Below are 26521 nucleotides of genomic sequence, written 5' to 3'. Positions count from 1 at the left end.
TACGAGCGTCCGCTATTGATTTGGAGAACGCTCGTACGCTAAATTCCGCCGAAACCACCGACGGAGGAGTGCGGCATGCGGGTGCGACGGCTGGGCTGGGCGGGCGTGGAGGTCGAGGCGGCGGGGAAGAGGCTGCTGATCGACTACGTACAGGACCTCTCGCCGCTGTTCACCGGTTGGCGGCCGGGCATCGGTCTGACGGCGGCGAGTGGTGCGGCCACGGCGGCGCTGGTCACGCACCTGCACCGCGACCACACGGACGCGGCGGCGCTCGCGAGCGTGTTGCCCGCCGGTGCACCGGTGTTGCGGCCCGCTCGTGGTCACGGCGACGACGTGGACAACGTGGCGACGTTGCCGAGCGAGCGCGAGATCGTGGAACACCGGCTCGCGGCCGAGGCCGTGGACACGTGGTCCACCAGGGAGTTCGGGCCGTTCCGGGTCACCGCCGTGCCGTCGGTCGACGGGCTGGGCGACCCGCAGCTCAACTGGGTGGTGGAGGCGGACGGGCAGCGGGTCTTCCACGGCGGCGACACGTTGTTCCACGGCTGGTGGTGGCTCGTGGCCCGGCGCTTCAGCCCGTTCGACGCGGTGTTCGTGCCCGCCAACGGCGCGGTCGTCGACGCGCCGCACCTCCAGCCACCGAGCCCGGTCACCGCCGCGATGGACCCGTTGCAGGCGGCCGCGGCGGCCAACATCCTGAACGCCCGTCACGCCGTGCCGATGCACTACGAGACGGAGCAGCCGTTCAAGATTCCCGGCTACGTCGAGGTCGCCGACCCCGAGCGGGAGTTCCGCGAGCACGCGGGCGACCGTGCCCGCGTGCTCGCGGTGGGGGAGTGGCTCGATCTGGCGGCGTGAGCCGTCACCGGCGCGGCTCCCAGCGGAACAGGCGCGCGGCGGCCACCGCCGCCACGACCACCCAGGCGAGCGTCGGGAGCAGCAGGACCAGCGAGTCCGCGACCGCAACGCCGCCGGTCCACGCGTTCACGACGAGCTCGGTCGCCGATCCGCCCGGCAGCAGTCGCTTGAGCAGCGTCAGCTCCTCGGTTCCGGTGATCCCGACCCAGCTCGCCACGGCGATCACGCCGAGGCTGACGGGCAACGTCGTGATCTGCGCGTGTTCGGGCGAGTTCGTCAGGCCGGCGGTGGCCAGGGCGAGGCCGACCATCATCAGCACGGTGGTGACGACGGCGAGTGCCAGCAACGCGATGTTGTCCGGGGTGGTGGTGACCGCGGCGAGCACGGCCATGATCGCCACGACCTGCACCAGCGCCACGGCGGTGGCGGGCAGCACGAGTCCGGTGAGGATGCTCGCGTCGCTCGCGGCGGTCGAGCGCAGCCGCTTGAGGAACAGGTTCTGGCGGCGCGAGGCCAGCGTCGTGACGGCGCTCGTGTAGAGACCGAACGCGCTGACCGTGAACATCACGATCGCCCCGATGTAGCCGAGGCTGCCGAGCTGGGCGAAGACCTCGTGCTGGTAGAGGAAGAACGCGCTGACGGCGATGGGCATGACGAAGCTCGTGACCAGCACCGACCGGTTGCGGAAGAGCTGGGCCAGTTCGCTGAGGAAGATCGGGAGCACTGCTGTGTCCTTTCCGGACTGAACGGGGATCAGGAACCGATGGCGCGGAAGACGTCGTCGAGGCGTGTCGGCCCGGCCTCCAGGTCGCGCAGCTCGACGGCGTGGTCCTCGGCCCAGCGCAGCAACGCCGACATCGACCGCTGGAGCTCGAACGTCTCGACGAGGTACCGGCCGTCGGTCTCCCGCGTGGCGTCGAGCGGCAGCACGGGCGCGCCGGTGCCGAGACCGAACCGGATCATCGACGGCAACGTCCTGGTGAGCTCGGCGACGGTGCCCTCGCGGTGGAACCGGCCGCGGTGCATGAGCCCGATGCGGTCGGCGTGCTGTTGCGCCTCTTCGAGGTAGTGCGTGGTCAGCACGACGGTGGTGCCCGTCTCGCGCATCCGGTCCACTGTGGACCACAGGTCGTCGCGGGACTGGATGTCGAGGCCCGTCGTGGGCTCGTCCAGGAACACCAGTTCGGGCGTGCCGTACACGGCCGTGGCGAAGTCGAGGCGCCGCTTCTCGCCGCCGGACAGCTGCGAGACCCGCGTGTCCGCCTTGCGGGTGAGGTCGACGACGTCGAGCACGCGTGCGACCTCGTCGGTGCGCCGGGTGAGCGAGCCGACCAGCCGCACGGACTCCGCGACGGTCAGGTCCGGTGTGAACCCGCTGTCCTGCAACATGATCCCCATCCGCGGGCGCACGGCGGCCCGGTCGGACGGTGAGTGCCCGAAGACCCGCACGGTGCCCGAGGTGGCGGCGCGATGCCCTTCGACGGTCTCCAGCGTCGAGGTCTTGCCCGCGCCGTTCGTGCCCAGCAACGCGTAGAGCTCACCGCGCCGCACGTGGAACGACAGGTCCTGCACGGCGTGGAAGTCGCCGTAGACGACGTTCAGCTGGTCCACTTCGATGACGGGTGTGGTTGACATGCCGTCGATTTCACCGGAGGCGACGACTCCGCGGCAGTGTCGCCACGTCATCAGCCGACCGTGACATTTGTGCCCCCGAAGGCATGACGTGGCGTCACTGGTGCGGTCCCGCGACCGGGGAAATACTGGGCCGGTGATGACGCCGGTACCGCCCAGTTACGCCTCGTCCGCGCGGGGACGGATGAGCAGGCTGAACATCACCACGCAGCTCGCGGTGATCATCCCCGTCGGGACGGGTCTCGTCGTGTTCGACTCGCGGACCTGGTGGGAAGCGGCCGTCCTGGTCGTCGGCGTGCTGACGTCCATTGTGGCCGTCGTGCGCTGGGCGAGGGACGACATCCACGTTTACGCGTTGCCGTTGCTGGGAATCAGTGCGGCGGTGTGGGTCTTCGGCGTGGTGGTCAGCGGCAGCACCACGGCGTTCTACAGCATCACGCTGGTCGGCCCGCTCATCGTGCCGCAGATGAAGCGGCACCGGATCACGGCGGCCGCCGGACTCGTGGCGTTCGTCGCGGTGGCAGGCGCGTCGAGGTTGCTGGTGTCGCCGGAGAGCGTGCTCGCGATCACGTTCGAGTTCGTGCTGGTCCCCACGGCCGTCATGGTGGTGACGCTCGGGTTCATGTTCGCCAACGACGCCTTCTACCGGGTCCTGGCCGAACTGGACGAGGCTCGCGAGCACGAACGAGAGCTGGCCGTCGCCCGGGAACGCATCCGGTTCGCGAGCGAACTGCACGACATCCAGGGCCACACGCTGCACGTGGTGAAGCTCAAGACCGCGCTGGCCGAGAAGCTCGTGCGCCGCGACGCCGACCGCGCGGAGGAGGAACTGCGGGAGATCCACGCCCTCGTCGGCGACACGATCAGGCAGACCAAGGAACTCGCGTACGCGCAACGGCGGCTCAACCTCACCGGCGAACTGGAGAACGCGAAGAACCTGTTCGAGGCGGCGGGAATCCGCGTGCGGATCGTGCGCACGGCGACGGTGGACGAGGGAGCGGGCGAGTTGCTGGGCCAGGTCCTGCGCGAGACGGCCACCAACATCCTCCGCCACGCCCAGGCCGCGCAGGTGCGGATCACGCTCGCCGAGTCCGCCATCACGATCGTCAACGACGGCGCGTCCGGCGACGACCAGCCCGACCTGCGCGGACTGTCCACGCTCCGGGACCGCCTGGCGGGCTTCGGCGGCGAGCTGACGGCGACCAGGGAGGACGGCGAGTTCACCACGGCCGCGAGCCTCCCGGCGGGGGTGGCGCGATGACGACCGTGGTCCTGGCCGACGACGAAGCCCTGCTGCGCAAGGCGATGGCGGCGCTGCTCCCGATGGAGGGCGACATCACCGTCCTGGCCGAAGCCGAAGACGGCGCGCAGGCCGTCACGGCGACCCTCGAACACCGCCCGGACGTCCTGGTGATCGACCTGGAGATGCCCACCATGGACGGCCTGGACGCGGTGGCCGAGATCCGCCGTGCCCTGCCCGGCCAGGTGGTCCTGATGCTGACCAGGCACGCCCGCCCCGGCGTCCTGCGCAAGGCCCTCAAGCTCGGCGTGCAGGGCTTCGTGAGCAAATCGGCCGACCCCGCGCACATCACGAAGGTGATCGCGGCCCTGCACGGCGGCAGGCGCTGGATCGACCCGGACGTCTCCGCGCTGGCCGTGGTCGACGACTGCCCGCTCACCGAGCGCGAGGTCGACGTTCTGCGGGTGACCTCCCAGGGGTACTCGGTCGCCGACATCGCCCGCCAGCTCCACCTGGCCGAGGGCACGGTCCGCAACTACCTGTCCAACGCCATGCAGAAGACCCAGACCAAAACCCGGCACGAAGCCGCCCGCTACGCACGTGAACACGACTGGCTGTAGCGGCGCGTCTCGAAACGTTGGCGAGGTAATCCGCACTCAGCGGGGCGCCTCGCGGCACCGCCCCCACGCCCCCGTACAACCAGTACGAGGACGTGGGGGCGGCACCGCGATGCACCCGTCTGACCGCGAATTCCCCCGGCAACGTTCCGAGCCACACCACTAGAGAGGAACGCGCATGCTGATCGTCGAGGACCTGGCCCTGCTGCTGATGGACGACGAGTCCGGCACCCCAGCCGCCGCCGGCACCCTCTACCCGACGATGGGCGGTGCCGTCCTGGTCGAACTCGCCCTCGCCGGCCTGGTCGACGTCCAGGACAAGAAGGTCGTCGCGACCGGCGAGGCGCCCGACGATCCGCTGCTGCGGGCCGGCTACGACAAGGTGACCGAGAAGCCCAGGTCCGTGGGCTCCCTGCTGCCGAGGATCGGCGCGGACACGTGGTCCGCGGTGGTCGACCGGCTGGTGGAGCGCGGCCTGATCGCCAAGGAGAAGAAGCGCGTGCTCGGGGTGTTCCGGATGAACACGCTGCCCGCCACCGACAACACCCACGAGCAGGAGGTCCGCCAACGCATCCACGCGGTGCTCGTCGACGGCGAGACCCCGGACCCGCGCACCGCCGCGCTGACCGCACTGCTGTCCGCGAGCGGCGCCCTGCCGGTCCTGCAACCGCCGCTCGCGTGGTCGGGCGAGGTCCACCGGCGCGCGAAGGAACTGGAGAAGGGCAACTGGGGCGCGGAGGCCGTGAGCACCGCGGTGGCCGTGGCCGCGGCGGGCATCGCCGCGTCGACCGCAGCGGTCACCGCCGCCGTGGTGGTCACGACCGTGACCTGAGTGCCGTTCTCAGCGAGCCACTTGCCGCAGCGAGGCCGAGGCGAGCAGCGCGAGCTGGTCGGCCGCCTCGCTGCCGGCGTCGGGGTGGTAGACGACGAGCATGATGCCGTCGGTGCCGCTGACCAGGTACTTTTCCCGGTTGAGCGTGAGGTCGCCGAGCTGCGGGTGCCGGAACCGGACGGTGGCGCTCATCCGCGGGCGGACGTCGTGGCGGGCCCAGAGCCGGTGGAAGAGCGGGCTCGCCAGCGTGAGTTCGCCGACGAGTTCGATGAAGCGCGGATCGTCGGTGGCCGTGCCCGCAGCCTGGCGGAACCCCGCGATGAGGTACGCGGCGGCCATCTCCCAGTCGGGGAACATCTCCTGTTCCTCGGGGTCGAGGAACACGTCCCGCAGCCGGTTCGCGCCGGCGGTCAGTCTCGGTGAGAGCGCCGTGGCCAGCGGGTTCGCCGCGAGGACGTCGAGGTAGCGGCCCTCGACGAAGGCCGGGAACGGCAGCATCGCGAGCAGCTTCGCCGTGCCGGTGGGCACGACCTCGCGGCGGGCGCGGCGGCGTCGGCGGGGCTTGTCGGCGGCGAGGCCGAGCAGGTGTTCGCGGGTGTCGTCGTCCAGGCGCAGCACGTCCGCGAGCGACTCCAGCACCTGGACCGACGGGTGGCGGTCGCGACCGCGTTCGAGCCGCAGGTAGTAGTCGGCGCTGATGCCCGCGAGCATCGCGACCTCCTCGCGGCGCAGCCCCGGAACCCGCCGCACCCCGTGCACCGGGATGCCCGCCTGCTCGGGCGTGACGAGCTCGCGCCGCGCCCGCAGGAACTCGCCGAGCAGGTTCGGATCGTCGGTCATGGCACCACGGTAAGGCGACCGCCCGGTCCGTGAGGGGTCCTGACACACCCCAGGCTGGAAGGGGCCCTGGTAGCTCCGCACGTTCGGGCGAAACATCGGTGACGACCACATCTGACCAGGGAAAGTGACCGACATGGCGAACGTTCTGGTGACCGGGGGCTCCGGCTTCATCGCAGGCCACATCATCATCCGGCTGCTGGAGGAGGGCCACGACGTCCGCGCCACGGTGCGGTCGCCCGGCAAGGAGAAGGCCGTGCGCGCGGTGCTCGCCGACGCGGGCCTGCGGGACGACTCGGCGCTCACGTTCGTGACCGCCGACCTGATGGCCGACGAGGGCTGGGCGGAGGCCGTGGCGGGCCGGGAGCACGTGTTGCACGTGGCGTCGCCGGTGCACCTGCAGCGCGTCGAGAACGAGAACGACGTCATCGACCCCGCCCGCGAAGGCACCCTCCGCGTGCTGCGCGCGGCCCGGGACGCCGGAGTGCGCCGGGTCGTGCTGACCTCGGCCTTCCACGCCGTGGGCTTCGGGCATCCGCACACGCACGGCACGTTCACCGAGGAGGACTGGTCCGTCCTCGACGGCCCCGGGATGGACGCCTACGGCAAGAGCAAGATCCTGGCCGAACGGGCCGCGTGGGAGTTCGTCGCGGAGCAGGGGAACGGAATGGAGCTCGTCACGATGCTGCCGGTGGCCGTGATGGGACCGGTGATGGGCGACGCCATCTCCGGCTCCAACCACGTCGTGCAGCGCATCCTGGACGGAGGGATGCCCGCGTACCCGAACATGTGGATGCCGATCGTCGACGTCCGCGACGTCGCCACCGCCCACGTGCTCGCGATGACCACCCCGGACGCGGCGGGCCAGCGCTTCCTCGTGTCCAGCGGCCCGTCGATCGCGCTGAAGGACGTCGGGGCGCTGCTGAGGGAGAACCTGGGGTCCGCCGCGCGGAAGGTGCCGACCCGGACGATGCCCGACTTCGTGGTGCGGCTCGCGTCCCGCTTCCAGCCCGAGTTCAGGTCCGTCGCCGCCGACCTCGGGTTCGTCAAGGTCGTGTCCAACGACAAGGCGCGGCGCGTGCTCGGCTGGCAGCCGCGCCCGGCGCGCGAGGCCGTGCTCGCGGCCGGGCAGAGCATGGTGCAGCGGTCTCTCGCCGGTGAGGCGGTGTCTGACAATTCCGTTGGGCGACAGTAGCGGCCGAGGGATCCGCCGCGCCTGTCACCAAACGGAATTGTCAGACACCGCCTAGTCGTCGTAGGGGTCGTCGGCCGGGGACGCCGTGTCCCAGTCCGAGGCCAGTTCCGGGTCGATGATCGCGAACCGCGTGCCGAGGGGGTCGGCGAGCACCGCCACCTGGCCCAGCGGCGAGGGGTAGGGCTGGAACCGCAGGCGTGCTCCCGCCGTGCGAGCCCGGTTGAGCGTCTCGGCGAAGTCCAGACCGGCCGGGACCGCGAAGTGCGCGATCCAGCGCGGAGGCACGGTGGCGGGGGTGTCCGGTGCCATCCGGACGCGGCCGATCACGGTGTCGCCGCCGGTGGAGTAGACGACGTGGTCGACCGCCTTGCCGTCGCCCACCTGCTGCTGCCGGTAGCCGAAGAGCGCGCGGTAGAACGGGTCGGCCTGGCGCGGGCCGCGAGTGACGAACTCGAGCCACACCAGCGCGCCGGGGACGCCCGCGGTGAACCCGCCGCCGTCGACGGGCTGGGCGATCCCGACGGTCGCGCCGCTGGGGTCGTCGACCAGGACCTTGGCCACGTGACCGGGGATGGTCTGCGGGTGGGACTCCAGCACCTTGCCGCCGAGCGCGCGCACTCGGTCGCTCGTCCTGGCCAGGTCGGCGACGGCCAGGTAGGGCGTCCAGTCGAGCGTGGCGCGGTCCAGCGGGCGGACGCCGGCGACGGGCTCGCCGTCCAGCACGGCGATCGCGTAGTCCTGGCCCGAGTCATCTTTCGTCCAGTGGTGTTTCCAGCCGAACACGGTCTCGTAGAACCGCGTGCTGCGCTCGGTGTCGTTGGTGGCGAGCTCGACCCAGCACGGATGTCCCGGTTGGATGATCATGAGAGCGATTGTAGAAGTGGACCGGCTGGTCTAGAAAGCCGTACCGTGAGGTGGTGAAGCTCACCGCGAAGGGTCAAGCCACCCGGCAGCGCATCATCGAGGGCGCGGCGGCGTACCTGCGCAGTGACGACGCGGGCGGGGTGACGCTCGACGACATCAGGGCGATCACCGGCACCAGCAAGGGCCAGATCTTCCACTACTTCCCGGACGGCAAGGAGGAGCTCTTCCTCGCCGTCGCCCGCTTCGAGGCCGACCGGGTGCTCGCCGACCAGCGGCCGCACCTCGGCGCGCTCACGACGTGGGCCGCCTGGGAACGCTGGCGCGACGTCGTCGTGGCCCGCTACCGGGCGCAGGGGCGCAGCTGCCCGCTGGGGGTGCTGATGAACGAACTGGGCAGCACGCCCGGCGCCCACGAGGTGATCAGCACGCTGCTCGCCCGGTGGCAGGCCGAGCTGCGCCAGGGCGTGCTGGACATGCAGGACGCGGGCCTGGTGCGGGCCGGGGTGGACGCCGACCGCATGTCGGCGGCCCTGATCGCGGGTATTCAGGGCGGGGTCCAGGTGATCCGCTCCACCGGCAGCGCCACCCACCTGGAGGCCGTGCTCGACATGCTGGTCGACCACCTCCGCGACTAGCAGTTCTGGACTTGCGGGTCCAAAATGGCGCTCGTAGCTTCGAACGCATGGCACAGCGACTGCAGGGCAGGACGGCCCTCATCACCGGTTCCACCAGCAACATCGGCCGCGCGATCGCCCAGGCGTTCGCGAAGGAAGGCGCGCACGTCGTCGTCTCCGGCCGCAACGAGACGCGCGGCGCGGAGGTCGTCGCGCAGATCCGCGCGGACGGCGGCAAGGCCGACTTCGCCCGCGCCGACCTCGACGGTTCCCCGGCCGCGAGCCAGGCGCTGGCCGAGGAGGCGAAGGCGCTGCTCGGCGGCCGTGTCGACGTCCTCGTGAACAACGCCGGCATCTACCCGTCGCCGGGCACGCTCGACACCGACGAGGACACGTTCGACCGCATCTACGACGTCAACGTGAAGGCGCCGTTCTTCCTGACCCAGGCCCTGGTGCCCGGGATGATCGAGGCGGGCGGCGGCACGATCGTCAACCTCGGCTCGTGGATCACCCGCCTCGGCGTGCACCGCGGCTCCGTCTACAGCTCGACCAAGGGCGCGATGGAGACGCTGACCCGCGCCTGGGCCTCGGAGTTCGGTCCGCAGGGCGTCCGGGTCAACGCCATCTCGCCGGGTGTCATCGCCTCGGACGAGTGGGACGAGGAGATCCGCGCCGTCTCGAACGTGATGATGCGCGGCACCCCGGCGGGGGAGGCGGGCCGCCCGGACGCCATCGCGCGGGCCGCCGTCTACCTGGCCTCGGACGACGCCGAGTTCGTGCACGGCATCGTGCTGGACGTCGACGGCGGACGCACCGGAGTGGCGGTTGTCGCCGTGTGACCTGGGTCACCTATCGCCCCGGTTTCTGTGACCTGAGGTGAGACTCGCCGGTCTCCCATGGCGTAGAGGAACTCGGTCGGCGAAGGGTGCGGAAGTGACGGGTCGGGAGTGGCTGGGGCAGGTGGACGCGGAGCAGGTGGAGGCCGCGCGGACCGGTGATCGGACGGCGCTCGACGCCGTGGTCGCGGGGTGCCTGCCACTGGTCTACAACGTCGCCGGTCGGGCGCTGCACGCCGACGCCGAGGTCGACGACGTGGTGCAGGAGACGATGGTCCGCGTGATCCGCGGCATCGACGCGCTGCGGGAACCGGACAGGTTCCGGTCCTGGCTGGTGGCCGTCACGATCAACCAGGTCCGCGAGCACTACCGCCGCCGCGACCTCGCCCCGGCGCCGCTGGAGGAGTACGACAGGGCCGATCCCGGCGCCGAGTTCGTCGAGACCGCGTTGTCCCGCCTGCACTTCGCCCAGCAACGCCGCGAGGTCGACGAGGCCGCGCGGTGGCTCGACCCGGCCGACCGCGAACTGCTGGCGCTGTGGACGCTCGAACGCGTCGGGCAGCTCACCAGGGCCGAGGTCACCGACGCGCTCGACCTCGGCGCGCACGCCGTCACGGTGCGGGTGAGCAGGCTCAAGGGCCGCCTCGAAACGATTCGGCACCTGGTGCGCGCCCTGTCGATGGAACCGCGCTGTGCGGGCCTGGACCGGGCCGCGCAGGGCTGGAACGGCGAGCCCAACCCGTTGTGGCGCAAGCGACTCCTGCGGCACGTCGACGACTGCGGGCGGTGCGGCCGCGGCGTGGACGACGCGATGCCGGTCGAACGCATCCTCACCGGTGCGGCGCTGCTCGTCGTCCCGGCCGCCTACCTGCCGCGGTTGCTGGAGAACCTCGGGGACGTGACGCCCGAGCTCGTGGCGCACGCCGTCGAGGCGCCGACACACCTGGCCGAACCGGTGGGCGTGTTCGCGAAGCTCGCCGGAAAGCCGGTGCTCGCGGTGGCGGGCGCGGCCGCAGTGTGCGCGCTCGTCGGTGTGGTCGGCACGATCGTGCTGTTCCCCTCGGACCCACCGGCGGCCATCGCCGTGCCGAACACGCCACCGCCGACGACTCTCGTGTCCTCCACGGAACTGTCGAGCGCGGCGCCCACGTCGTCGTCGGTCGCGAGCAGCACTACTACGACGACCACGACCACCACCACGACGACGACAACTCAAGCTCCGCAACAGGTCAAGGTCGCGACGGCCGAGGAACGCGTCCTGGCGTTGATCAACGACACCCGCGCCGCGGCCGGGCTGCCGCCGCTGTCCGTCGACCCGGCGCTGGTCGCCGCGGCCGACCGGCACACCAGGGCGATGATGAGCAACGACTGCGGCCTGTCCCACCAGTGCGCGGGCGAGAGCGGTCTGGGCGAACGCAGCAGCGCGGCGGGCGTGAAGTGGAGTTCGGTCGCGGAGAACGTCGGCATGGGCGGTCCGGTCAAGGACAACGTCGAGGCGATCTCCAAGATGGCGCTCGGCCTCACCCAGGGCATGATCGACGAGAAGCCGCCGAACGACGGCCACCGCAAGAACATCCTCAGCAAGTCGTCCACCCGCATCGGCATCGTCGTCATCCGCGACGCGAAGGGCACCGTGTGGATGACGCACGACTTCGCCGGAAGTTGAGCGTGAACGCCGGTTTAAAAAAGATCATCCTGAAGTAGTACCCGGGACGCGACCACAGCCGGACGCGTGACGATCCGTCCGGAAAGCACTGTCTTCCTCGTGCAGACCGTCACCGTCCGTCCCACCACCACTGACACTCCGGAGCTGTTGCGCTGGACCGGGTTCGGCGGTGCGCTGCTGCTGACCGCCGGTGCGTGGGCGGTCAGCGCGAGAGCGGGCGCGGTGGCGCTGGGCGTGGCGATCGCGGGTGCCGGGCTGGTCGTGCTGGCGTGGGCGCTGCTCGGCCGCGCCCGGCCGGACGCGTCGTGGCTGCGGCGCACGCTGGCGTGGTGGTGCGGCCCGTTGCTGGTCGCGCCACCGCTGTTCAGCCAGGACGTCTTCAGCTACCTGGCCCAGGGCGAGGTGGCGCGCAACGGCTTCGACCCGAACGTGGTCAGCCCTGCGTTGGGCGCGAGTGCGGAGGCGGTGGCGCGGGTCGGCGTGTACTGGCGGGAGACGCCGTCGCCGTACGGGCCGCTGTTCAACACGATCGAACGGGCGATCACCGGGGTGACCGGCGGGAATCCCGTGGCGGGCATCGGGTTGTACCGGCTCGCGGCGGTCGCCGGGCTGCTGCTCGTGGTGTGGGCGGTGCCGCGGCTGGCCGAGATGGCGGGGGTGCGGGAGAGCAAGGCGTTGTGGCTGGGGGTGATGAACCCGTTGGTGCTGTGGCATCTCATCGGCGGTGTCCACAACGACGCGCTGATGCTCGGCCTCATGCTGTCGGGCACTGTCGTGGCGTTGCACGCGTTGCCTGAACTTCGTTGGTGGCAGTACACGGCCGGTGTCGTCCTCATCGGACTGGGCGCGCAGGTCAAGCTCCCGGCGTTGGTGGCGCTCGCGGTCGTCGGCACGGCACTGGCCCGCAGGCTCGGCGGGGGATGGGTGCGGCTGGTGGCCTCCGGGTTCGCGATGCTCGCCGCGTTCGTGGTGGTGTCGGTCGTGACGTCGTTGGCCGGGCAGACCGGTTTCGGCTGGGTGCAGGCGCTCGGCACGCCGTCGAAGGTGAACAGCTGGATGGCGCCGACCAACTGGCCCGGCTACCTGGCGGGTGCGGTGTTCGGCCCGCAGACCGGTCAGGTCATGATTTCCTCGGCACGGATCGCGGGGCTCGTGCTGATCCTCGGCGCGGTGGTGGTGCTGGTCGGCGGCCAGCTGCGCGGACGGATCTCCGAGGTGACGTCGCTGGGGTTGATGATGAGCGTGATCGTGGCGCTGGGGCCGGTCGTTCAGCCCTGGTACCTGCTGTGGGCGCTGGTGCCGCTCGCCGCCTGCCTTTCTGAAGACGTCTGGCGGACGCGGGCGGCCGTGCTCGCCGGGGTGTTCGCGCTGCTGGTGCCGCCGCTCGCGGGCAACTTCACCGGCCGCGTGCCGGAGCTGGTGGCCGCCTACGTCGTCGGGATCGCCCTGGTCGGTGGCGCGTACCTGGTGCTGCGCCGGGTGTCTCCGGTGTCTCGCGTGTCCCAGGCGTCTCGGGTGTCCGTTGAGCAAGCGTGATCTCAGGCGCTACGGCGCCGCTCTGCTCGCCGGTGGCGCACTCGCGCTGAGCTTCCCGCCTCGGGTGCTGTGGTGGCTCGCCGTGCCCGCGTTCGTGGTGCTGTGGCTGGTGTTGCGGGGTGTTCGTGCACGCCGGTCGGCCGGGCTCGGGTTCGCGTTCGGGCTGGCGTTCTTCCTGCCGCACCTGTGGTGGATCCAGCACTTCCTGGGCAACGACTTCGGGCCGTGGCCATGGCTGGTGCTCAGCGCTTTGATGGCGTTGTTCATCAGCGGGGTGTGCGCGCTCTTCCCGTTGGTGTCCACGCTGCCCGCCGCACCCGTGTGGGCGACGTTGTTGTTCGTGTTGCAGGAGACCCTGCGCGGCCTGATCCCGTTCAACGGCTTCCCGTGGGGCCGCGTGGCGTTCGGCCAGGTAGACGGCCCGTTCGCGCGGCTCGCCGTGCTGGGTGGCGCGCCGCTGGTGACGTTCGCGGTGGTGTTCACCGGCTTCGGCTTGGCCGCCTGGTTGCCGCGCTGGACCCGTGCGTGGGCCCTCGTACCGGTCGTCGCCGCCCTCGTCGTGTCGCCATTGATCTCCGTAGAGGCCCAGACCGGCGAACGCACCGTCACCGTCGTGCAGGGCAACGCCCCGGACCTGGGCCTGGGCCTGCTCTCCGAGAACGCCACCCTGCGCGCCAACCACCTGCGCAAGACCGCCGAACTCTCGGCCCAGATCCGCGGCGGCGCGACACCGCGCCCGGACCTGGTGGTGTGGCCGGAAAGCGCGACCCGCACCCGCGACCGCGACCCGGTGATCGACGCCGCCATCGCCGACCTCGGCGTGCCCACCCTGGTCAGCGCCCTGCGCAACGGCCAGAACTCCGTCATCACCTGGGACCCGGTCAGCGGCCCCGGCCAGTCGTACGCCAAGCAGGAGCTCGTGCCGTTCGCCGAGCACATCCCGCTCCGCCCGCTGGCCCGCATCTTCACCCCGTTCGCCGACCAGCCCGACCTGATCGCCGGCAACGCACCGGGCGTGCTCGACGTCGCCGGAACCCGCGTGGGCATCGGCATCTGCTACGAGGTCGCCTACGACTACGTGCTGCGCGAAAGCACCGCCGAGGGCGCCCAGGTGCTCGTGGTGCCGACGAACAACGCCTGGTACGGCCGCGGCGAGATGACCTACCAGCAGCTCGGCATGGCCCGGCTACGCGCCATCGAACACGGCCGCGCGGTCGTCGTCGCGGCCATCAGCGGCGTGAGCGCGGTGGTGCGGCCGGACGGCAGCGTGGTGCAGTCGACCGGCATGTTCACCGAGGACCTGATGACCGGCACCGTTCCGTTGCGCACGGACCTGACGTTCGCCACGCGGTTCGGCGGCGCGCTCCACGTGCTGCTCACCGCAGGGGCGCTGGGGGCGTGCGTGGTGGCTTTGTGGTCGCGACGGCGAGCACGACGGGAGTCGGCGCACCTCCCTCGCTGAAGCGGCCGAGGGTCAGCCCGGCGTCGAGGAACGCGTCCATCAGGGCCGGCAGCGGCCAGTGCGCAGCGCCGACCTTGTCGCGCAGGCCCTGGTCGGTCCACGACTCGCGAGTCCAGTGACCGTCGGCGTACCCAGGGCGGATCACGACGGCGTCCGCGTTCGTGCGGTCGGCGAACCCACCACAAAAACACGGGTGCACACCGACGTGCACGAACGTGCCGCCTGGTTCGAGCACCCGTGCCACCTCGCGCAGCACGTCCGGATAGGCGGGCATGTCGGTGTGCGCGAGCACCGACACCACAGCGGGAACGCTGCTCTCGCGCAGCGGCAACCGGCTCGCGTCGGCCTGGACGACGGGCAGCCTGCCCCGCGCGTGGCCGAGCATGCCCGCCGACAGGTCGGCGCCGACCGGCGTCCACCCCAGCTCCCGCAGGAGCGCGGCGTGGACGCCGGTGCCGCAGCCGATCTCCAGGCACGTCCCGGCGCCCTCGCCGAGCAGGTCCGTCAGCGCGCGGCCGACCCCGAGCGGGTCACCTCGTTGCGTGCCGAGGAACCGGTGTTCGTACCAGTCGGCGATCTCGTCGTAGGCAGCCACGTTCCCAGTCGACCAGCGGCCTCGCCTCGCCTGCCACGGATTCCGCGCACGGCTGACTCAGTTCTTGCCGAGCAGCGCCGACCCCAGCAACGTGCGCTGGTGCAGCACGGACAGCCCCTGCCGTTCGGTCGTGAGCAGTCCCGCCTCCCGCAGCACCGACGTGTGCCTGCTGACCGCCGACGGGGACGCGCCGAGGCGTACCGCCAGCTCGGTCGTGGTGGCACCGGTGCCGATGGCGGCGAGTACCGCCGATCTGGTGCTGCCGAGCAACGCCGAGAGCGCGTGGTCGTCGCGCCGGCCGCTCGCGAGCTGCCGTTGCCAGGTCCAGTCGTGGTGCAGCGGGTACACCACGGTCGGGGGAAGGCCCGGATCGGCGAACGCGACGGGTGTGCGGCGGCAGAAGTACGACGGCACCAGCCGCAGGCCGCGCCCGTTGAGGTGCAGCTCGCGGTCGTGCGCGTACTGGACCTCCAGCACGGGCGGCCGCCAGTTCATCAACGGCCACATGCCCTTCAACAGGCCCTCCACGGTGGACGCGAGCCCGTTGCGGTGCACGCGGTCCGTCTCGACGGCCTCGTCGATCAGCTCCGCGTACGGCTCGACGACCGCGCGGTGGTAGCGGGCGAGCGCCTCGGTGAGTTCCAGCAGCGACTCGCCGTCACCCGCCGCCAGCGGACGTGTCCACGACGGCGTGGGACGCACCTCCTCCAGCCGCCCGAGCTCGTCCCGCAACCGCTGCCGGGGTGTCGACCGGATCGCGGCGAGAGCGCTCCCCAGGCCGTTCGCCCCTTCGGGTGGCGTGATGAAGTCGGGGAAGTACGGCCCTTTCGGGGCCAGCACCGACAGGATCCGGACGCCCGACGTGATCACCTGCCGGTCGCCGTTGCGGCGGATGTCGCGCAGCCACGGCTGCAACAACAACCCGCTGTCCAACTCGGTCAGCCGAAGCCAGCTGAACACCATTTCCCAGAGTGGATCCACCCTTTCCGCTACCTGCGTACGCTCCAGATCACCGTCGGAAAAATGGATGCGCAACACAGCAACCTCCCCAGGCCAGGTCACCGCGCACAACGATACTGGGCGTGTCACTCCGCCATTTATCGCAACGAAAACCGGACGCGAGACCTGGGTCTTCGCGTCCGGTTCACGTCGATTTCAGGCTCAGCCGCAGCTGGTGCTCACCCACTTGTGCGAGCGGACCTGGTAGGTGCCCGCGAGGTCACCCTTCTGGCCTTGCTTCGTGCAGCCGATCGAGTTGTTGTAGCCGGTGTTGCGGTAGAACCTGACGCCCTTGGCGGAGGACGTGCCGCGGTTGTAGACCGACTTGACCTCCTTGGTCGTGGCCCAGGAGCACTTGATGGGGCCGGCGGTCCAGTCGTCGTCGGCCACGGACCACATGCAGCGGCCACCCGTGCCGCCGAACCCGTTCCAGAAGCAGACGTTGCCGGTGTTGCAGTCCCAGGCGGCGAGCGCCTGACCGGTCTCCGAGTCGAACGCCGCGCCCACGACGGCGGCCTCGGCGACCGGAGCCTCCGCTTGCGCGCTCGGCGCCGCGAACGCGACGGTGAACAGCATGACGAGCGGCATCAGCGCCAGCACAACGCGCCTGACAATGCTCAAAGTATTTCCTCCCTAACCGCACCCCTGAATTCGGTCAGGCGCAACTTTAAGCAGCAGGAGGAAGTTTCGAAAAGCTATTGCTCCGTAGCGCAAAAGCACATTTCAGGCTCGTCGCGTGTACCTGTGTTTCACGCCGGCCGGGAAGTGGTCCGGATCGCCGTGCGGCCGCAGCACCACCTCGGGCAGCTGCCGTTCGGCGGGCACGTAGTGCGCGAACTCGCTGTTGAGCCGCAACAACTGGGCCCTGATCGCCGCAGCGATCACACCCGCGTCCGGGTCGGCGTTTGGCGCGGCTTCCACGGTGACCCTGAGCCGCCGGTCGCGCTCTTCGTCCTCGACCGATTCGATCACGAACTTCCCGGTGACCGTCTCGCTGATGCCCGGCTGTTCCAGTCCGACCGTCACGTTCTCCGGGTAGACGTTCGCGCCGAAGAACGACACCGTGAACAACGACCGCCCGAACAGGAACACGAACGGCAGCTCCGGCCCTGGTTGCGGGGTGAACCCGCTGCGGGAGCAGATCTCCAGCATCTCGGCGTGGCTGAAGATCCCGCCCTCGTCGGCGATCCGGTACCGCACGAGCGGGATCCCTCCGTCCGCCGTGAACACCAGCGTCCCGTCGTGCACCTCGAAGAACCTGCTGCCGGGGTCGTACTGCACCAACGTCGGCAACCGCGAGTCCCCGAACACCTCGCGCGCCTCGTCGGGATGCCCCGCGAAGAACTGCCGGATGCTCACCGACTGCGCCGTCTCGTTCCCCAGCACCCCGGAGTCCGCTGTGCCGTAAAGGGAAGCGACGTCCTCCCGGGGATTCGCGATGCCCGCCCGCTGTGCCACGAGGTCCCGCCACTGCTCGCTGAACACCTCGCCGGCCAGCACCAGCTTGATCCGGTGCGCCGCCCAGTTCTCGCCGCTGTCGATGACGTCCTTCACGAACGGCGGGTACCCGAGCAACACCACCTGCTCGAAGTGCGGCGCCAACTCCGGCAGCACCCGCAGGATCTCGGCCTTGTTGTTGCCCGGCGCCACCACGGTGATCGGACACCCCTTGGCGGCCAGATGCCGCACGCACGCCTGCGTGAACAACCCGCCCACCCACGTGCCGAGCGGAAAGCACACGACGGCCAACGTCGTCGTGGTGTCGGCGTGGAACCCGTCGACCAGCACCTGCTCGAACCTTCTGGCCGTGTGCAGCTCGTCCTCCAGCGCCCGCGGCCAGATCGTCGGCCTGCCGCTGGAACCCGACGACACGGCGATCATGTCCGAGCCGGTGAGCTCCCCGTCGCGGCAGAGTTCCGGCAGCGGGTACCGCTCGTGGTAGCTCGCCTTGTCGAGCAGCGGCAACCGCTGGAAGTCTGCTTCGGTCCGGATGGTGTCCGGGTCGATGTCGTTGGCCTGCAAGAGCTTCGCGTACGCCGGCACGGTGCGCGCGGTGCGCTGGAACAGGTCCAGCACCCAGTTCTCGTTCGGTTGTCCTGGTTGGAAGAAGTCGTCGAACGCCTGATGCACACGCGTCTGCCGGCTGGTGTCCATCAGCCGAGCCTAGGCCCCGTCCTGCAAGTCCGTCGGGCGACAGTGGCGGCCGAGGGACCCGGAGGCGGCACCGCCACGATGCCCGAATACCTCCGGTATGAGGGCATCGCGGCGGCACCGCCTCCGGCTCGCTCACCCGCGCCTGCCACCTGACGGACTTGCAGGACAGGGCCTAGCCAGCCAGTCCTTGATCGCCTGGGCCGTGGTGGCGGCGTGTTCGGTGAGCACGGTGTCGTGGTCGCCGGGAATTTGCCTCGTGTCGCAGGGGAGTGGCCACTTCGCTCGCCAGTCCCTGTCCGGGTCCCGCATCTCCGGGGTCGGGCCGGCCTGGAGCAGGAGAGTCGGTGTGGTGGACGGCGGTGGGCGCCAGCCGTCGAAGAGGCGCACGTAGCCGCCGCCGGCGAGGACGGCCGCGTCGGTCGGGTGGTGGTTCGGGATTCTGGTCTCGCCGGCGATCAGGGCCAGGGCTCGGTCGTCGTCTCGGGTGAGGACGCCTTCGTCGGTGTCGATCAGGACGACCGCTTTGGCGTTGGCCCGGTCTGCCAGGGCTTGGGCGATCACCCCGCCCAGGCAGTGTCCGATTAGGACTGCGTTGGTCGGGATCGCCGCGGAGTGGTGGGTCAGGAGGGTTTCGACGTCTGCGGGGAGGGTCGGGTCGTCTCCGAATCCGGGGTAGGGGAGGAGGAGCAGTTCGGGGTCGAAGTGGCTGGCGAGGGTCAGGGGCGGGCGATCCGGTGGGGTGAGGTAGCTCGGTAGGTAGACGAGGGTGGGGGAGTTCTTGCCTCGGGTGAGGCGGAGCGGGGACTGGCGGGGTGGGGTGGTGGAAGTGGGGAGGGCGTAGGAGGCGAGGTAGCGCAGGGCCATCGCTTCGCGCGGGCCTTGGTGGCGGAGGACGCGCTGGTAGAGGTCGGCGATGCCGCCGCTGCTCGCGGGGCGCGCGGTGTCGGGTTGCCAGGCGACTTCGTTCCCGCGGTTGCCCGCGAAGGCTGTGTTGCTGGTCCTCCGGCCGCCACCTCCACGGGCACTGCTCCGGAAGGTCGTGCCGTCTGCCGTCTGTTCGACGAGGCCGCTGCCACCGGCGAAGGTGCTGCGGCCGGAATTGTCAGACCTGCTTGAGACGATTGGAGTGGGGACCCGATCCCCCCAGGGGGCCTGCGAGTCTGGATCGATTCCGGCCTCAGTGGCCAGGGCCTGTTGCACGTGGGCGACGAGGTCGGGCAGCGTCGGCTGGTCGAACACGAGGGTGGCGGCCAGCTTCAGGCCCGTGGCCGCGTTGATGCGGTTGCGCACCTGCAACGCCGTGAGGGAGTCGAAGCCGAGGTCGCCGAACTCCCTGTCCGAGGGCAGCGCCGACGCGTCCGCGTAGCCGAGGACCGACGCCACCGTGGCGCGCACGCCGGACTCGACGTCGGCCCACTCCGCCGCGGGAGGCGCGGCGGGGGCCAGTTGGATCGGGACCAGGACCGGCTCGGCGGTGCGGAGGGCGCGGTCCAGGGCGGCTATGGCGGTGTCCGCGGTCATCGCGACCACGCCGTCTGCCGGGAGGTGCGCGCCCATGCCGGACTTGGTGTCCCACAGGCCCCAGGCGAGGGAGTGGGCCGGGAGGCCTCGGGCCGTTCGGTGGCGGGCCAGGGCGTCCAGGTAGGCGTTGGCGGCGGCGTAGTTCGACTGGCCCGGGCGGCCCAGCACTCCTGAGGCCGAGGAGTAGAGGACGAAGGCGGTCAGGGGGAGGTCGGCTGTCGCCTCGTGCAGGTGCCAGGCGCCTTGTGCCTTCACGGACATCACTGCGGCGAGACGTTCTGGGGTCATCGCGGACAGGAGGCCGTCGTCCAGGACGCCTGCCAGGTGGAAGACGGCGGACGGCGGGTGGGTGGCGACGAGGGTGAAGACCTCGTCGCGGTGGGAGACGTCGCAGGCCTCCGCTGTCACCCGGCAGGGGAGGTCGGCTGCCCAGTCCGGTGTGCGGCCGGTGCGGCTGGCCAGGATCAGGTGTTCGGTCTTCGGGGCCAGGTAGCGGGCCAGGGGTTCGGCCAGGGCGCTGGTGCCGCCGGTGATCAGGACCGGGCCGTCGAAGTCGGGGAGCGGGGCCGACGGTGGTGGTGCGGGGGCCAGTTCTGGTTGCAGGACGGTCGAGTCGGCGATGGCGAGGCGTGGGGTGGAGGTGATCAGCGGGGTGGACGTCGGGGTGCGGAGGTCCACCAAGGTCAGGGTGGGGTGTTCGGCCTGGGCGCTGCTGACCAGGCCCCAGATCGCGGCCGCGCTCAGGTCCGGGTCGGCTGTGGTGGCGTTGCGGGTGACGACCGTCAGCCGTTCGGAGGACGTCGCCAGCCAGGATTGGAGGTGCTCCAACGTTGCTGTCACGTCGGTTGCCTCGTACAGCGTGCCGTCCGCAGGGGTGGGGGAGGCCGGGACCCAGGTGAGGTGCTGGACCACGTCCAGCTTCAGCGGGCGGGTGGTCAGGGAGTCGATTCGGGCCACCGGGTTGCCGGAGGTGTCGGTCACCAGGACGCGGACCGTGTCGGGCGCCGTGCGGGTCAGGTGGGCTCGCACCGACGTCGCGTCCGGTTGGAAGAGTTCGACGCCGTCGAACGCGAACGGGACGCGCACCTCGTCGCTGCCCGAGGCGAGCACGGAGGCGTGCAGGGCGGCGTCCAGCACGCAGGGGAACGGGCTGTCGGGCAGGGAGATCTCGGCGAACACGGAGTCGTCCGACCGCCACAACGCCGTGACGCCGCGGAACGCCGGGCCGTAGTGGTAGCCGCGGGCGGCCAGCGCCGCGTAGTCGACGGGGACCGGTGTGGTGCCAGGGGGAGGCCACGAGGCTGAGGAGTCCACCGGGCCGTGCGAGCGGACGGCGGTGGCGGAGACGTGGCGGGTCCACGTCGAGGCGGAGCGGGACCAGATGCTGACGGTGCGCTCCTGGTCGACCAGGACCTGCACCTCGACGTCCGCACCCAGGACCAGCGGCTCGTGCACCACGAAGTCGTCCAGGCGGTCGCCGGTCGCCTGCCAGGCCATCTCGATGAACGCCGTCGCGGGCACGAGCACGTCCGCGCCCACGCGGTGGTCTGCCAGCCACGGGGAACGGACCGCGGACAGGACCGAGCCGGACGGGGTGGTGCCCGCCGGGAGCCAGTAGCGCTCGCGTTGGAACGGGTACGTGGGCAGGTCGCAGCGCCGGGCGTGCGGCAGAGCGGCGCTCCAGTCGACCTGAACTCCGTGCACGTGCAGCGTCGCCAGGCCGTCGAGGACGCCCTCGGACATCGCCGTGAACGTCCCCGAAGCCGACTCCTGCGCGAGCAGGGTCAGGGTGGCGGACGGGCCCACCTCGGCGTACGCGGTGGCGCCGAACGCGGAGAGGCCGCGGATCGCGGAGGCGAACAGCACGGTCTCGCGGGCCTGGCGCACCCAGTAGTCGGCGGACGTGAGCGCCGAGGTTTCGGCACGGCCGGTCAGGGTGGAGAAGAACGGGATCCGCGGCAGCGAGTACGTGATCGACTCCGCCACCGAGCGGAACTCCGCCAGCAGGTCGTCCAGCAGAGCGGAGTGGAACGCGTAGGTGCCGAGCGGGCGTCCGGGCACGTCGGCCAGAGCGGCGGCCGGGCCGGAGAGCACCGCCGAACCAGGCCCGTTCACCGCCGCCAGCGAGACGCCGAGGGAGTCGGCCAGTCGTTGTGCCTCAACGGGATCGGCCCGCACCGCCACCATCGCGCCCCCTCGCAGGGACGCCATCGCCCGCCCGCGCGCTCTCACCAGCCGCACGGCGTCCGGCAGGGACAGCACACCGGCCACGTGGGCGGCGGCCAGTTCGCCGACGGAGTGGCCCGTCACCGCGGCCGGGCGAACGCCCAACGAACTGAGCAGCGCGCACATCGCCACCTCGTAGGCGAACAACGCCGGCTGCGTGTACTCGGTCCGGTCCACCTCAGGCCCGGAGATCGACTCCAACGACAGGTCGAACATCGCACACACGTCCGAGAACACCGACCGGAAGACGGGGAACGCGGCGGCGAGATCGGCTCCCATCCCAGCGAACTGGGAACCCTGACCGGTGAACAGGAAGGCGAGCGAAGGCCGTTGCGCTGTACCGACGACGACGGACGGATGGGGAACGCCGGCCGCGAGGTCGCGCAGCGCCGAGACCGAGCCGGACAACACCGCCGCCCGGCGAGACAGGTGAGCGCGGGAGGTGGCGAGCGAGAACGCGATGTCCACAGAGGACCCCGCGACGCCGATCAGCGCGGCGGCGTGCGCCCGCAGCCCCTCGTCGTCGTCCCCGCTGAGCAACCAGGGAGCGGACCCGACGCCAGGAGCCACGACCGGCCGGGCGGGCGGCTCCTCCACGATCACGTGCGCGTTCGTGCCGCTGATCCCGAACGACGAGATGCCCGCCCGCCGCGGCCGATCACCAGTCCAGGGCTCGGAAGAGGCGAGCAACCGCACACCCGACCACGAGACGTGCGGCGAAGGCGTGTCGGCGTGCAGGGAACGGGGCAGAACCGAGTGCCGCATCGCCCACAACACCTTGATCAGCGACGCGACCCCGGCCGCCGCCTGCGTGTGGCCGATGTTCGACTTGACCGACCCGAGCCGCAACGGCTCGGCGCGATCACCGCCGTACACCGACACCAGCGCGGACGCCTCGATCGGATCTCCCAGGGTGGTCCCGGTGCCGTGCCCCTCGACAACGTCCACATCGGACCCGCGCAACCCCGCATCGGCCAGCGCGGCCCGGATCACGGCCTGCTGAGCGGGCCCGTGCGGCGCGGTAAGACCGTTGGAGGCGCCATCGGAGTTCACGGCCGACCCGCGCAGCACCCCGAGCACCGGATGCCCGAGCCGCTCAGCATCGGCAAGTCGTTCCAGCAGCACGAGTCCGGCACCCTCGGCCCACCCGGTGCCATCCGCCGAAGCCGAGAACGACCGGCACCGGCCGTCCGGTGACAAAGCGCGTTGCTGGCTGAACGCCACGAACGGGCCAGGCGTCGCCATCACCGTCACCCCACCGGCCAGCGCCAGCGAGCACTCACCGGCCCGCAGCGACCGCGCGGCCAGGTGCATCGCCACCAGCGAAGACGAGCACGCGGTGTCGATCGTCAGCGAAGGCCCGCGCAGCCCCAGCACGTAGGAGATCCGCCCGGACGCCACACTGCCGGTCGACCCGAGCGCGAGGTGTGACTCGATGCCGTGCCCGTCGACCCGCCCCGCGTGGTCGTTGTGCATCAACCCGACGAACACCGCGGTATCGCTGCCGGACAACGAAGTCGGCGCGATGCCACCCCGTTCGATCGTCTCCCACGCGACCTCCAGCAACAGCCGTTGCTGCGGGTCCATCGTCACGGCCTCGCGCGGCGAGATCCCGAAGAACCCGGCGTCGAAGTCGGCCGCGTCGTGCAGAAAACCGCCACGCCGCGAATAAGTCTTGCCCACGGCGTCCGGAGACGGGTCGTAGACCGAAGGGTCCCAGTCGCGGTTCACCGGGAACTCGCTCGTCGCGTCGACCCCGTCCGCGACCAGTCGCCACAGGTCCTCGGGCGACCGCACCCCACCGGGGAACCGGCACCCCACGGCCACGATCGCGATCGGCTCGGCCCCGTCACCAGGTTCCACCACGGGCGAGGCAGCACCCCCTCCGCGCAACGACGCCAGGTGCGCAGCGACGGCCGAAGGCGTCGGGTGATCCCACACCAGCGTCGACGGCAGCGACAACCCGGTCCGCTCGCTCAGCCGATGCCGCAACGTCATGCCGTCGAGCGACGTCATCCCGATGTCGGCGAACGCGGTGTCGAGGTCGGCCACCCCGCACAACGAGGCCACCTCGTCCAGCACGAGCTGCACCAAGGACCCGGCGAACGGCACGGCCTGAGCGCGCAACACGTTCCTGCGCGCCTTGCCGGAACCGGTGCGCGGAACGGCGTCCACGAACCGCACGTCGACCGGAACCTTGTACGGGGACAACACCTCCGCACAAGCCCGCAGCAAAGCACCACCATCAGCGGACCCGACGACGAACGCCACCGGCACCTCGCCCAGCACCGCATCCGGCCGCGCCACCACAGCCGCGTCCCGCACACCGGGCAATCCCAGCAAGACGGACTCGACCTCGACGGGGTCGACGTTCTGCCCGCCGCGGATGATCAGATCCCCGACGCGCCCGGTCACGTGCAGCACGCCGTCCGGGGAGAACCGCCCGAGATCACCGGTGAGGTACCAGCCGTCCCGCAACACCCGCGCGGTCTCGTCAGGACGCCCGAAGTAGCCGGAGAACAGGCCGGGCGAACGGACCTGGATCTCCCCGTCCACGATCCGCACGGACACCCCGGCGGCCGGCGCCCCGATGCTGATCGCACCGCACGTCTCGGTAGCGCCGTAGAGGTCGAGCAGGGGAGCCCCGAGCGCCGCACCGACGTCCGCCAGCAGCCCAGGATCAGATGGCGCCCCGGCGGTGAGGCAGAAGCGCAACGACGGCACAGGCTCCGGCGACGACTCCAGCAGCAGTCGGTACGTCGTCGGAACACCGGTCAGCACGGTCGGCGCGTACGACCGGAGCAGGCTCTTCAGCTCGGCAGGCGAGACCCGCCCGCACACCCGAGCCTCGGCGCCCAGCGTCAGCACCGCGAGCAGGCACATCGTGTGCGCCCAGCTGTGCGCCATCGGCAACGGCCAGAGCAACCGGTCCGAAGAGGACATCCCGAGCACCGGCCCGTAGCAGGTCGACGGCGACCACAACCCGGCCCGCTGCGTCGACACCGCACCCTTGGGCGCACCCGTCGTGCCCGAGGTGTAGAGCATCCACGCGGGTTCGTCCAGCCCGAGATCGTCCCGAGGCACCCCGGAACCACCCGCCGCCAACGCCTCGACATCGGTCAGCACCCGCACCCCTGCGGGCAGCGAGCGCGCCAGCCGCGGCGAGCAGATCACCAGCGACGGCGTGCAGTCCGCCAGCAACGTCCGCAGCTCGGCCTCTGTCGCGTGTGGACTGAGCAGCACGCACACGGCGGCCGCCCGCGCCACCGCGAACACGGCTTCGACCAGGTCCACGCCGTCGTCGAGCAGCACCGCCACGCGCGCCCCGCGCGGGACGTCGAGTCCCGCCGCGAGGCGCCCGGTGCGGTCGGCCAGCGCGGACCACGTGACGGTCCGCCGGTCATCGCTGTAGGCGTCCCTGGAACCGAACTCGCGGGCGTTGTCCACGAGCAACTCGGAGATCGTCTTCACCGCTACCTCCCCAGATTTCGAAGGTAGCGAAATGATCGTGTTGAGACGCCAGACCTGTCAGCTCTACAGCTTCAGTGCAGACTAAGAAGAAACCTTCGCCGGGGTGCGGACGTCCGCGGCAGCCTCCAGGTGGTCAGGCAAGGACGCCCGGTAGATGGGCATCGCGGCCGCGGTGGTGACGATCGCGACGGCGACGAGGATCGCGAACATCTCGGGCGTCACGAGTTCGTAGGCGAGGCCGATGTTGATGAAGATGAGGATCATCAGGCCGCGGGCGTTCATCAGGCCGCCCACCGCGGACGCGTACCGCCACGAGTAGCCCTGGGCGCGCACCACCAGTCCGCAGCCGAGGTACTTGCCGGCGAACGCGGCCAGCATGATCACCGCGAGCGGGAACCACAGCGCACCACCGGAACCGAAGCCGGAGATCTGGGTGTTGAGGCCGCTGAACGCGAAGAACACCGGCAGCAGCAGGATGGAGTTGAGGTCGGTGAGCTTGGTTTCGAGTTCGTGCCGGACCACGGCGGACTTCGGCATCGCGAGTCCGGTGATGAAGCCGCCGAACACCGAGAAGACGCCGATCCAGTCGGTGAACCAGCCCGCGACGAGCACGATCAGCAGGATGATCGCCATCATGTCGCGGCTGAGCTTGCCGTCGCGTTCGGCGCGTTCGCCGAGCTTCGCGAGCCACTTGCGGCCGAGGGTGAGCATGAGCACCGCGAAGATCGCCGCGCCGATGATGGTGCGCAGGGCTCCGGTGGCGCTGCCGGAGGCGCCGACGGCGATGATCAGGGCGAGGAACGCCCACGCCACGGCGTCGTCGATGGCGGCGGCGACGAGGGTGAGGCCGCCGATCGGGGTGTTGGCGATGCCGCGTTCCTGCAGGATCCGGGCGAGCATGGGGAACGCGGTGATCGACAGTGCGCCGCCGACGAACAGCATGAACACCCAGAGGCTCGATCCCTCGGGGCTCAGCGTGTCGAAGAACAGCACGGCGGCGCCCGCGCCGAGCAGGAACGTCGGGACGATGCCGGAGACGGCGAGCACGCCTGCCTTGCGGGCGTTGGATCCGGTGGTGAGGCCGTGGTCCAAAGAGGACCCGACGAGGAACATGTAGAAGGTGAGGCCGATGGTGCTGAGCACGTAGAGGGTGCTCTTGACGTCGGCGGGGAAGAGTTGTGCCTGCACGCCGGGGGCGATGGCGCCGAGCAGGGCGGGGCCGAGCAGGACGCCGGCGATCATCTCGCCGACGACTCTGGGTTGCTTGATCAGCATGGCGAGGCGTCCGCACACCGTGGTGGCCACGAGCACGACGGCCAGTGCGGCGAAGACCTGCAACGCGAAGTGGATCTGGTTCACCGGGAAC

The 26521-nt window shown here is 70.8% G+C and carries 20 protein-coding genes; 10 read left to right on the top strand and 10 right to left on the bottom strand.

The genetic code is table 11. The features are described 5' to 3' along the window. The first annotated feature begins 75 nt into the window (after nucleotides 1-75). The gene (locus JNUCC0626_RS09680) at nucleotides 76-858 is read left to right on the top strand and encodes an MBL fold metallo-hydrolase (RefSeq protein ID WP_394619344.1); all 783 of its coding nucleotides are present in this window, start codon (nucleotides 76-78) and stop codon (nucleotides 856-858) included. 4 nt (nucleotides 859-862) lie between these two features. Here the strand turns inward: JNUCC0626_RS09680 and JNUCC0626_RS09675 are convergent, their stop codons facing one another. Together JNUCC0626_RS09675 and JNUCC0626_RS09670 are read right to left on the bottom strand one after the other, a co-directional pair. Further along, nucleotides 863-1582, bottom strand: a complete 720-nt coding sequence (locus JNUCC0626_RS09675) for an ABC transporter permease (RefSeq protein ID WP_394619343.1) — start codon at nucleotides 1580-1582, stop codon at nucleotides 863-865. Between the two features lie 29 nt (nucleotides 1583-1611). Then, entirely contained in the window at nucleotides 1612-2493 is an 882-nt protein-coding gene (locus JNUCC0626_RS09670) for an ABC transporter ATP-binding protein (RefSeq protein WP_394619342.1), read from the bottom strand. A 181-nt stretch (nucleotides 2494-2674) separates the two neighbouring features. On the opposite strand from JNUCC0626_RS09670, the gene JNUCC0626_RS09665 reads away from it, so the two are divergent. The 3 genes from JNUCC0626_RS09665 to JNUCC0626_RS09655 all read left to right on the top strand — a co-directional run bounded on the left by JNUCC0626_RS09665 (nucleotide 2675) and on the right by JNUCC0626_RS09655 (nucleotide 5179). After that, nucleotides 2675-3751: a sensor histidine kinase gene (locus JNUCC0626_RS09665; protein ID WP_394619341.1), complete on the top strand. Its 1077-nt coding sequence runs from the start codon at nucleotides 2675-2677 to the stop codon at nucleotides 3749-3751. Further along, nucleotides 3748-4350 carry a response regulator transcription factor gene (locus JNUCC0626_RS09660; RefSeq protein ID WP_394619340.1) on the top strand — a complete coding sequence of 201 codons (603 nt, stop codon included), beginning with the start codon at nucleotides 3748-3750 and terminating at the stop codon, nucleotides 4348-4350. Before JNUCC0626_RS09665 ends, JNUCC0626_RS09660 begins: the two co-directional genes overlap by 4 nt. A 175-nt stretch (nucleotides 4351-4525) precedes the next feature. Beyond that, complete coding sequence (locus JNUCC0626_RS09655) at nucleotides 4526-5179, top strand: GOLPH3/VPS74 family protein (protein WP_394619339.1); 654 nt, start codon at nucleotides 4526-4528, stop codon at nucleotides 5177-5179. A 9-nt stretch (nucleotides 5180-5188) separates the two neighbouring features. On the opposite strand, the gene JNUCC0626_RS09650 is transcribed toward JNUCC0626_RS09655, so the two are convergent. Then, nucleotides 5189-6019, bottom strand: coding sequence for a helix-turn-helix transcriptional regulator (locus tag JNUCC0626_RS09650; protein ID WP_394619338.1), 831 nt, complete (start codon nucleotides 6017-6019; stop codon nucleotides 5189-5191). Nucleotides 6020-6152: 133 nt separating this feature from the next. On the opposite strand from JNUCC0626_RS09650, the gene JNUCC0626_RS09645 reads away from it, so the two are divergent. Then, entirely contained in the window at nucleotides 6153-7211 is a 1059-nt protein-coding gene (locus tag JNUCC0626_RS09645) for an SDR family oxidoreductase (protein ID WP_394619337.1), read from the top strand. 51 nt (nucleotides 7212-7262) lie between these two features. On the opposite strand, the gene JNUCC0626_RS09640 is transcribed toward JNUCC0626_RS09645, so the two are convergent. Beyond that, nucleotides 7263-8075: a VOC family protein gene (locus JNUCC0626_RS09640; RefSeq protein ID WP_394619336.1), complete on the bottom strand. Its 813-nt coding sequence runs from the start codon at nucleotides 8073-8075 to the stop codon at nucleotides 7263-7265. A 53-nt stretch (nucleotides 8076-8128) separates the two neighbouring features. Between JNUCC0626_RS09640 and JNUCC0626_RS09635 the strand changes: the two genes are divergently transcribed. The 5 genes from JNUCC0626_RS09635 (at nucleotide 8129) to lnt (ending at nucleotide 14189) form a co-directional block, all read left to right on the top strand. Next, nucleotides 8129-8710, top strand: a complete 582-nt coding sequence (locus JNUCC0626_RS09635) for a TetR/AcrR family transcriptional regulator (protein ID WP_394619335.1) — start codon at nucleotides 8129-8131, stop codon at nucleotides 8708-8710. A gap of 47 nt (nucleotides 8711-8757) precedes the next feature. After that, nucleotides 8758-9528 (top strand): SDR family NAD(P)-dependent oxidoreductase, encoded by a 771-nt coding sequence (locus tag JNUCC0626_RS09630; RefSeq protein ID WP_394619334.1) that lies wholly within the window; start codon nucleotides 8758-8760, stop codon nucleotides 9526-9528. A gap of 94 nt (nucleotides 9529-9622) precedes the next feature. Then, nucleotides 9623-11191, top strand: coding sequence for a sigma-70 family RNA polymerase sigma factor (locus JNUCC0626_RS09625; RefSeq protein WP_394619333.1), 1569 nt, complete (start codon nucleotides 9623-9625; stop codon nucleotides 11189-11191). A gap of 66 nt (nucleotides 11192-11257) precedes the next feature. Then, a complete protein-coding gene (mptB, locus tag JNUCC0626_RS09620) occupies nucleotides 11258-12727 on the top strand; it encodes a polyprenol phosphomannose-dependent alpha 1,6 mannosyltransferase MptB (RefSeq protein WP_394619332.1) in 1470 nt (489 codons plus the stop codon). Continuing rightward, nucleotides 12714-14189, top strand: coding sequence for an apolipoprotein N-acyltransferase (gene lnt / locus JNUCC0626_RS09615; protein WP_394619331.1), 1476 nt, complete (start codon nucleotides 12714-12716; stop codon nucleotides 14187-14189). The genes mptB and lnt overlap by 14 nt, the downstream gene beginning before the upstream one ends. Here the strand turns inward: lnt and JNUCC0626_RS09610 are convergent. The 6 genes from JNUCC0626_RS09610 to JNUCC0626_RS09585 form a co-directional block, all read right to left on the bottom strand. Next, nucleotides 14104-14784 (bottom strand): class I SAM-dependent methyltransferase, encoded by a 681-nt coding sequence (locus JNUCC0626_RS09610; protein ID WP_394619330.1) that lies wholly within the window; start codon nucleotides 14782-14784, stop codon nucleotides 14104-14106. The genes lnt and JNUCC0626_RS09610 overlap by 86 nt on opposite strands. 57 nt (nucleotides 14785-14841) lie before the next feature. After that, nucleotides 14842-15747 carry an ArsR/SmtB family transcription factor gene (locus JNUCC0626_RS09605; protein WP_394619329.1) on the bottom strand — a complete coding sequence of 302 codons (906 nt, stop codon included), beginning with the start codon at nucleotides 15745-15747 and terminating at the stop codon, nucleotides 14842-14844. A 198-nt stretch (nucleotides 15748-15945) separates the two neighbouring features. Beyond that, on the bottom strand, nucleotides 15946-16404 hold the full coding sequence (locus tag JNUCC0626_RS09600) for a peptidase inhibitor family I36 protein (RefSeq protein WP_394619328.1): 459 nt from the start codon (nucleotides 16402-16404) through the stop codon (nucleotides 15946-15948). Between the two features lie 102 nt (nucleotides 16405-16506). Continuing rightward, on the bottom strand, nucleotides 16507-17937 hold the full coding sequence (locus JNUCC0626_RS09595) for a phenylacetate--CoA ligase family protein (protein WP_394619327.1): 1431 nt from the start codon (nucleotides 17935-17937) through the stop codon (nucleotides 16507-16509). Nucleotides 17938-18069: 132 nt separating this feature from the next. Beyond that, on the bottom strand, nucleotides 18070-25155 hold the full coding sequence (locus tag JNUCC0626_RS09590; RefSeq protein ID WP_394619326.1) for a beta-ketoacyl synthase N-terminal-like domain-containing protein: 7086 nt from the start codon (nucleotides 25153-25155) through the stop codon (nucleotides 18070-18072). Between the two features lie 81 nt (nucleotides 25156-25236). After that, nucleotides 25237-26514, bottom strand: coding sequence for a cation:proton antiporter (locus JNUCC0626_RS09585; RefSeq protein ID WP_394619325.1), 1278 nt, complete (start codon nucleotides 26512-26514; stop codon nucleotides 25237-25239). Nucleotides 26515-26521: the final 7 nt, after the last annotated feature.

The sequence above is a fragment of the Lentzea sp. JNUCC 0626 genome, from assembly GCF_043632865.1.
GTDB lineage: Bacteria > Actinomycetota > Actinomycetes > Mycobacteriales > Pseudonocardiaceae > Lentzea.
This window is presented reverse-complemented; position numbering and strand designations above follow the sequence as displayed.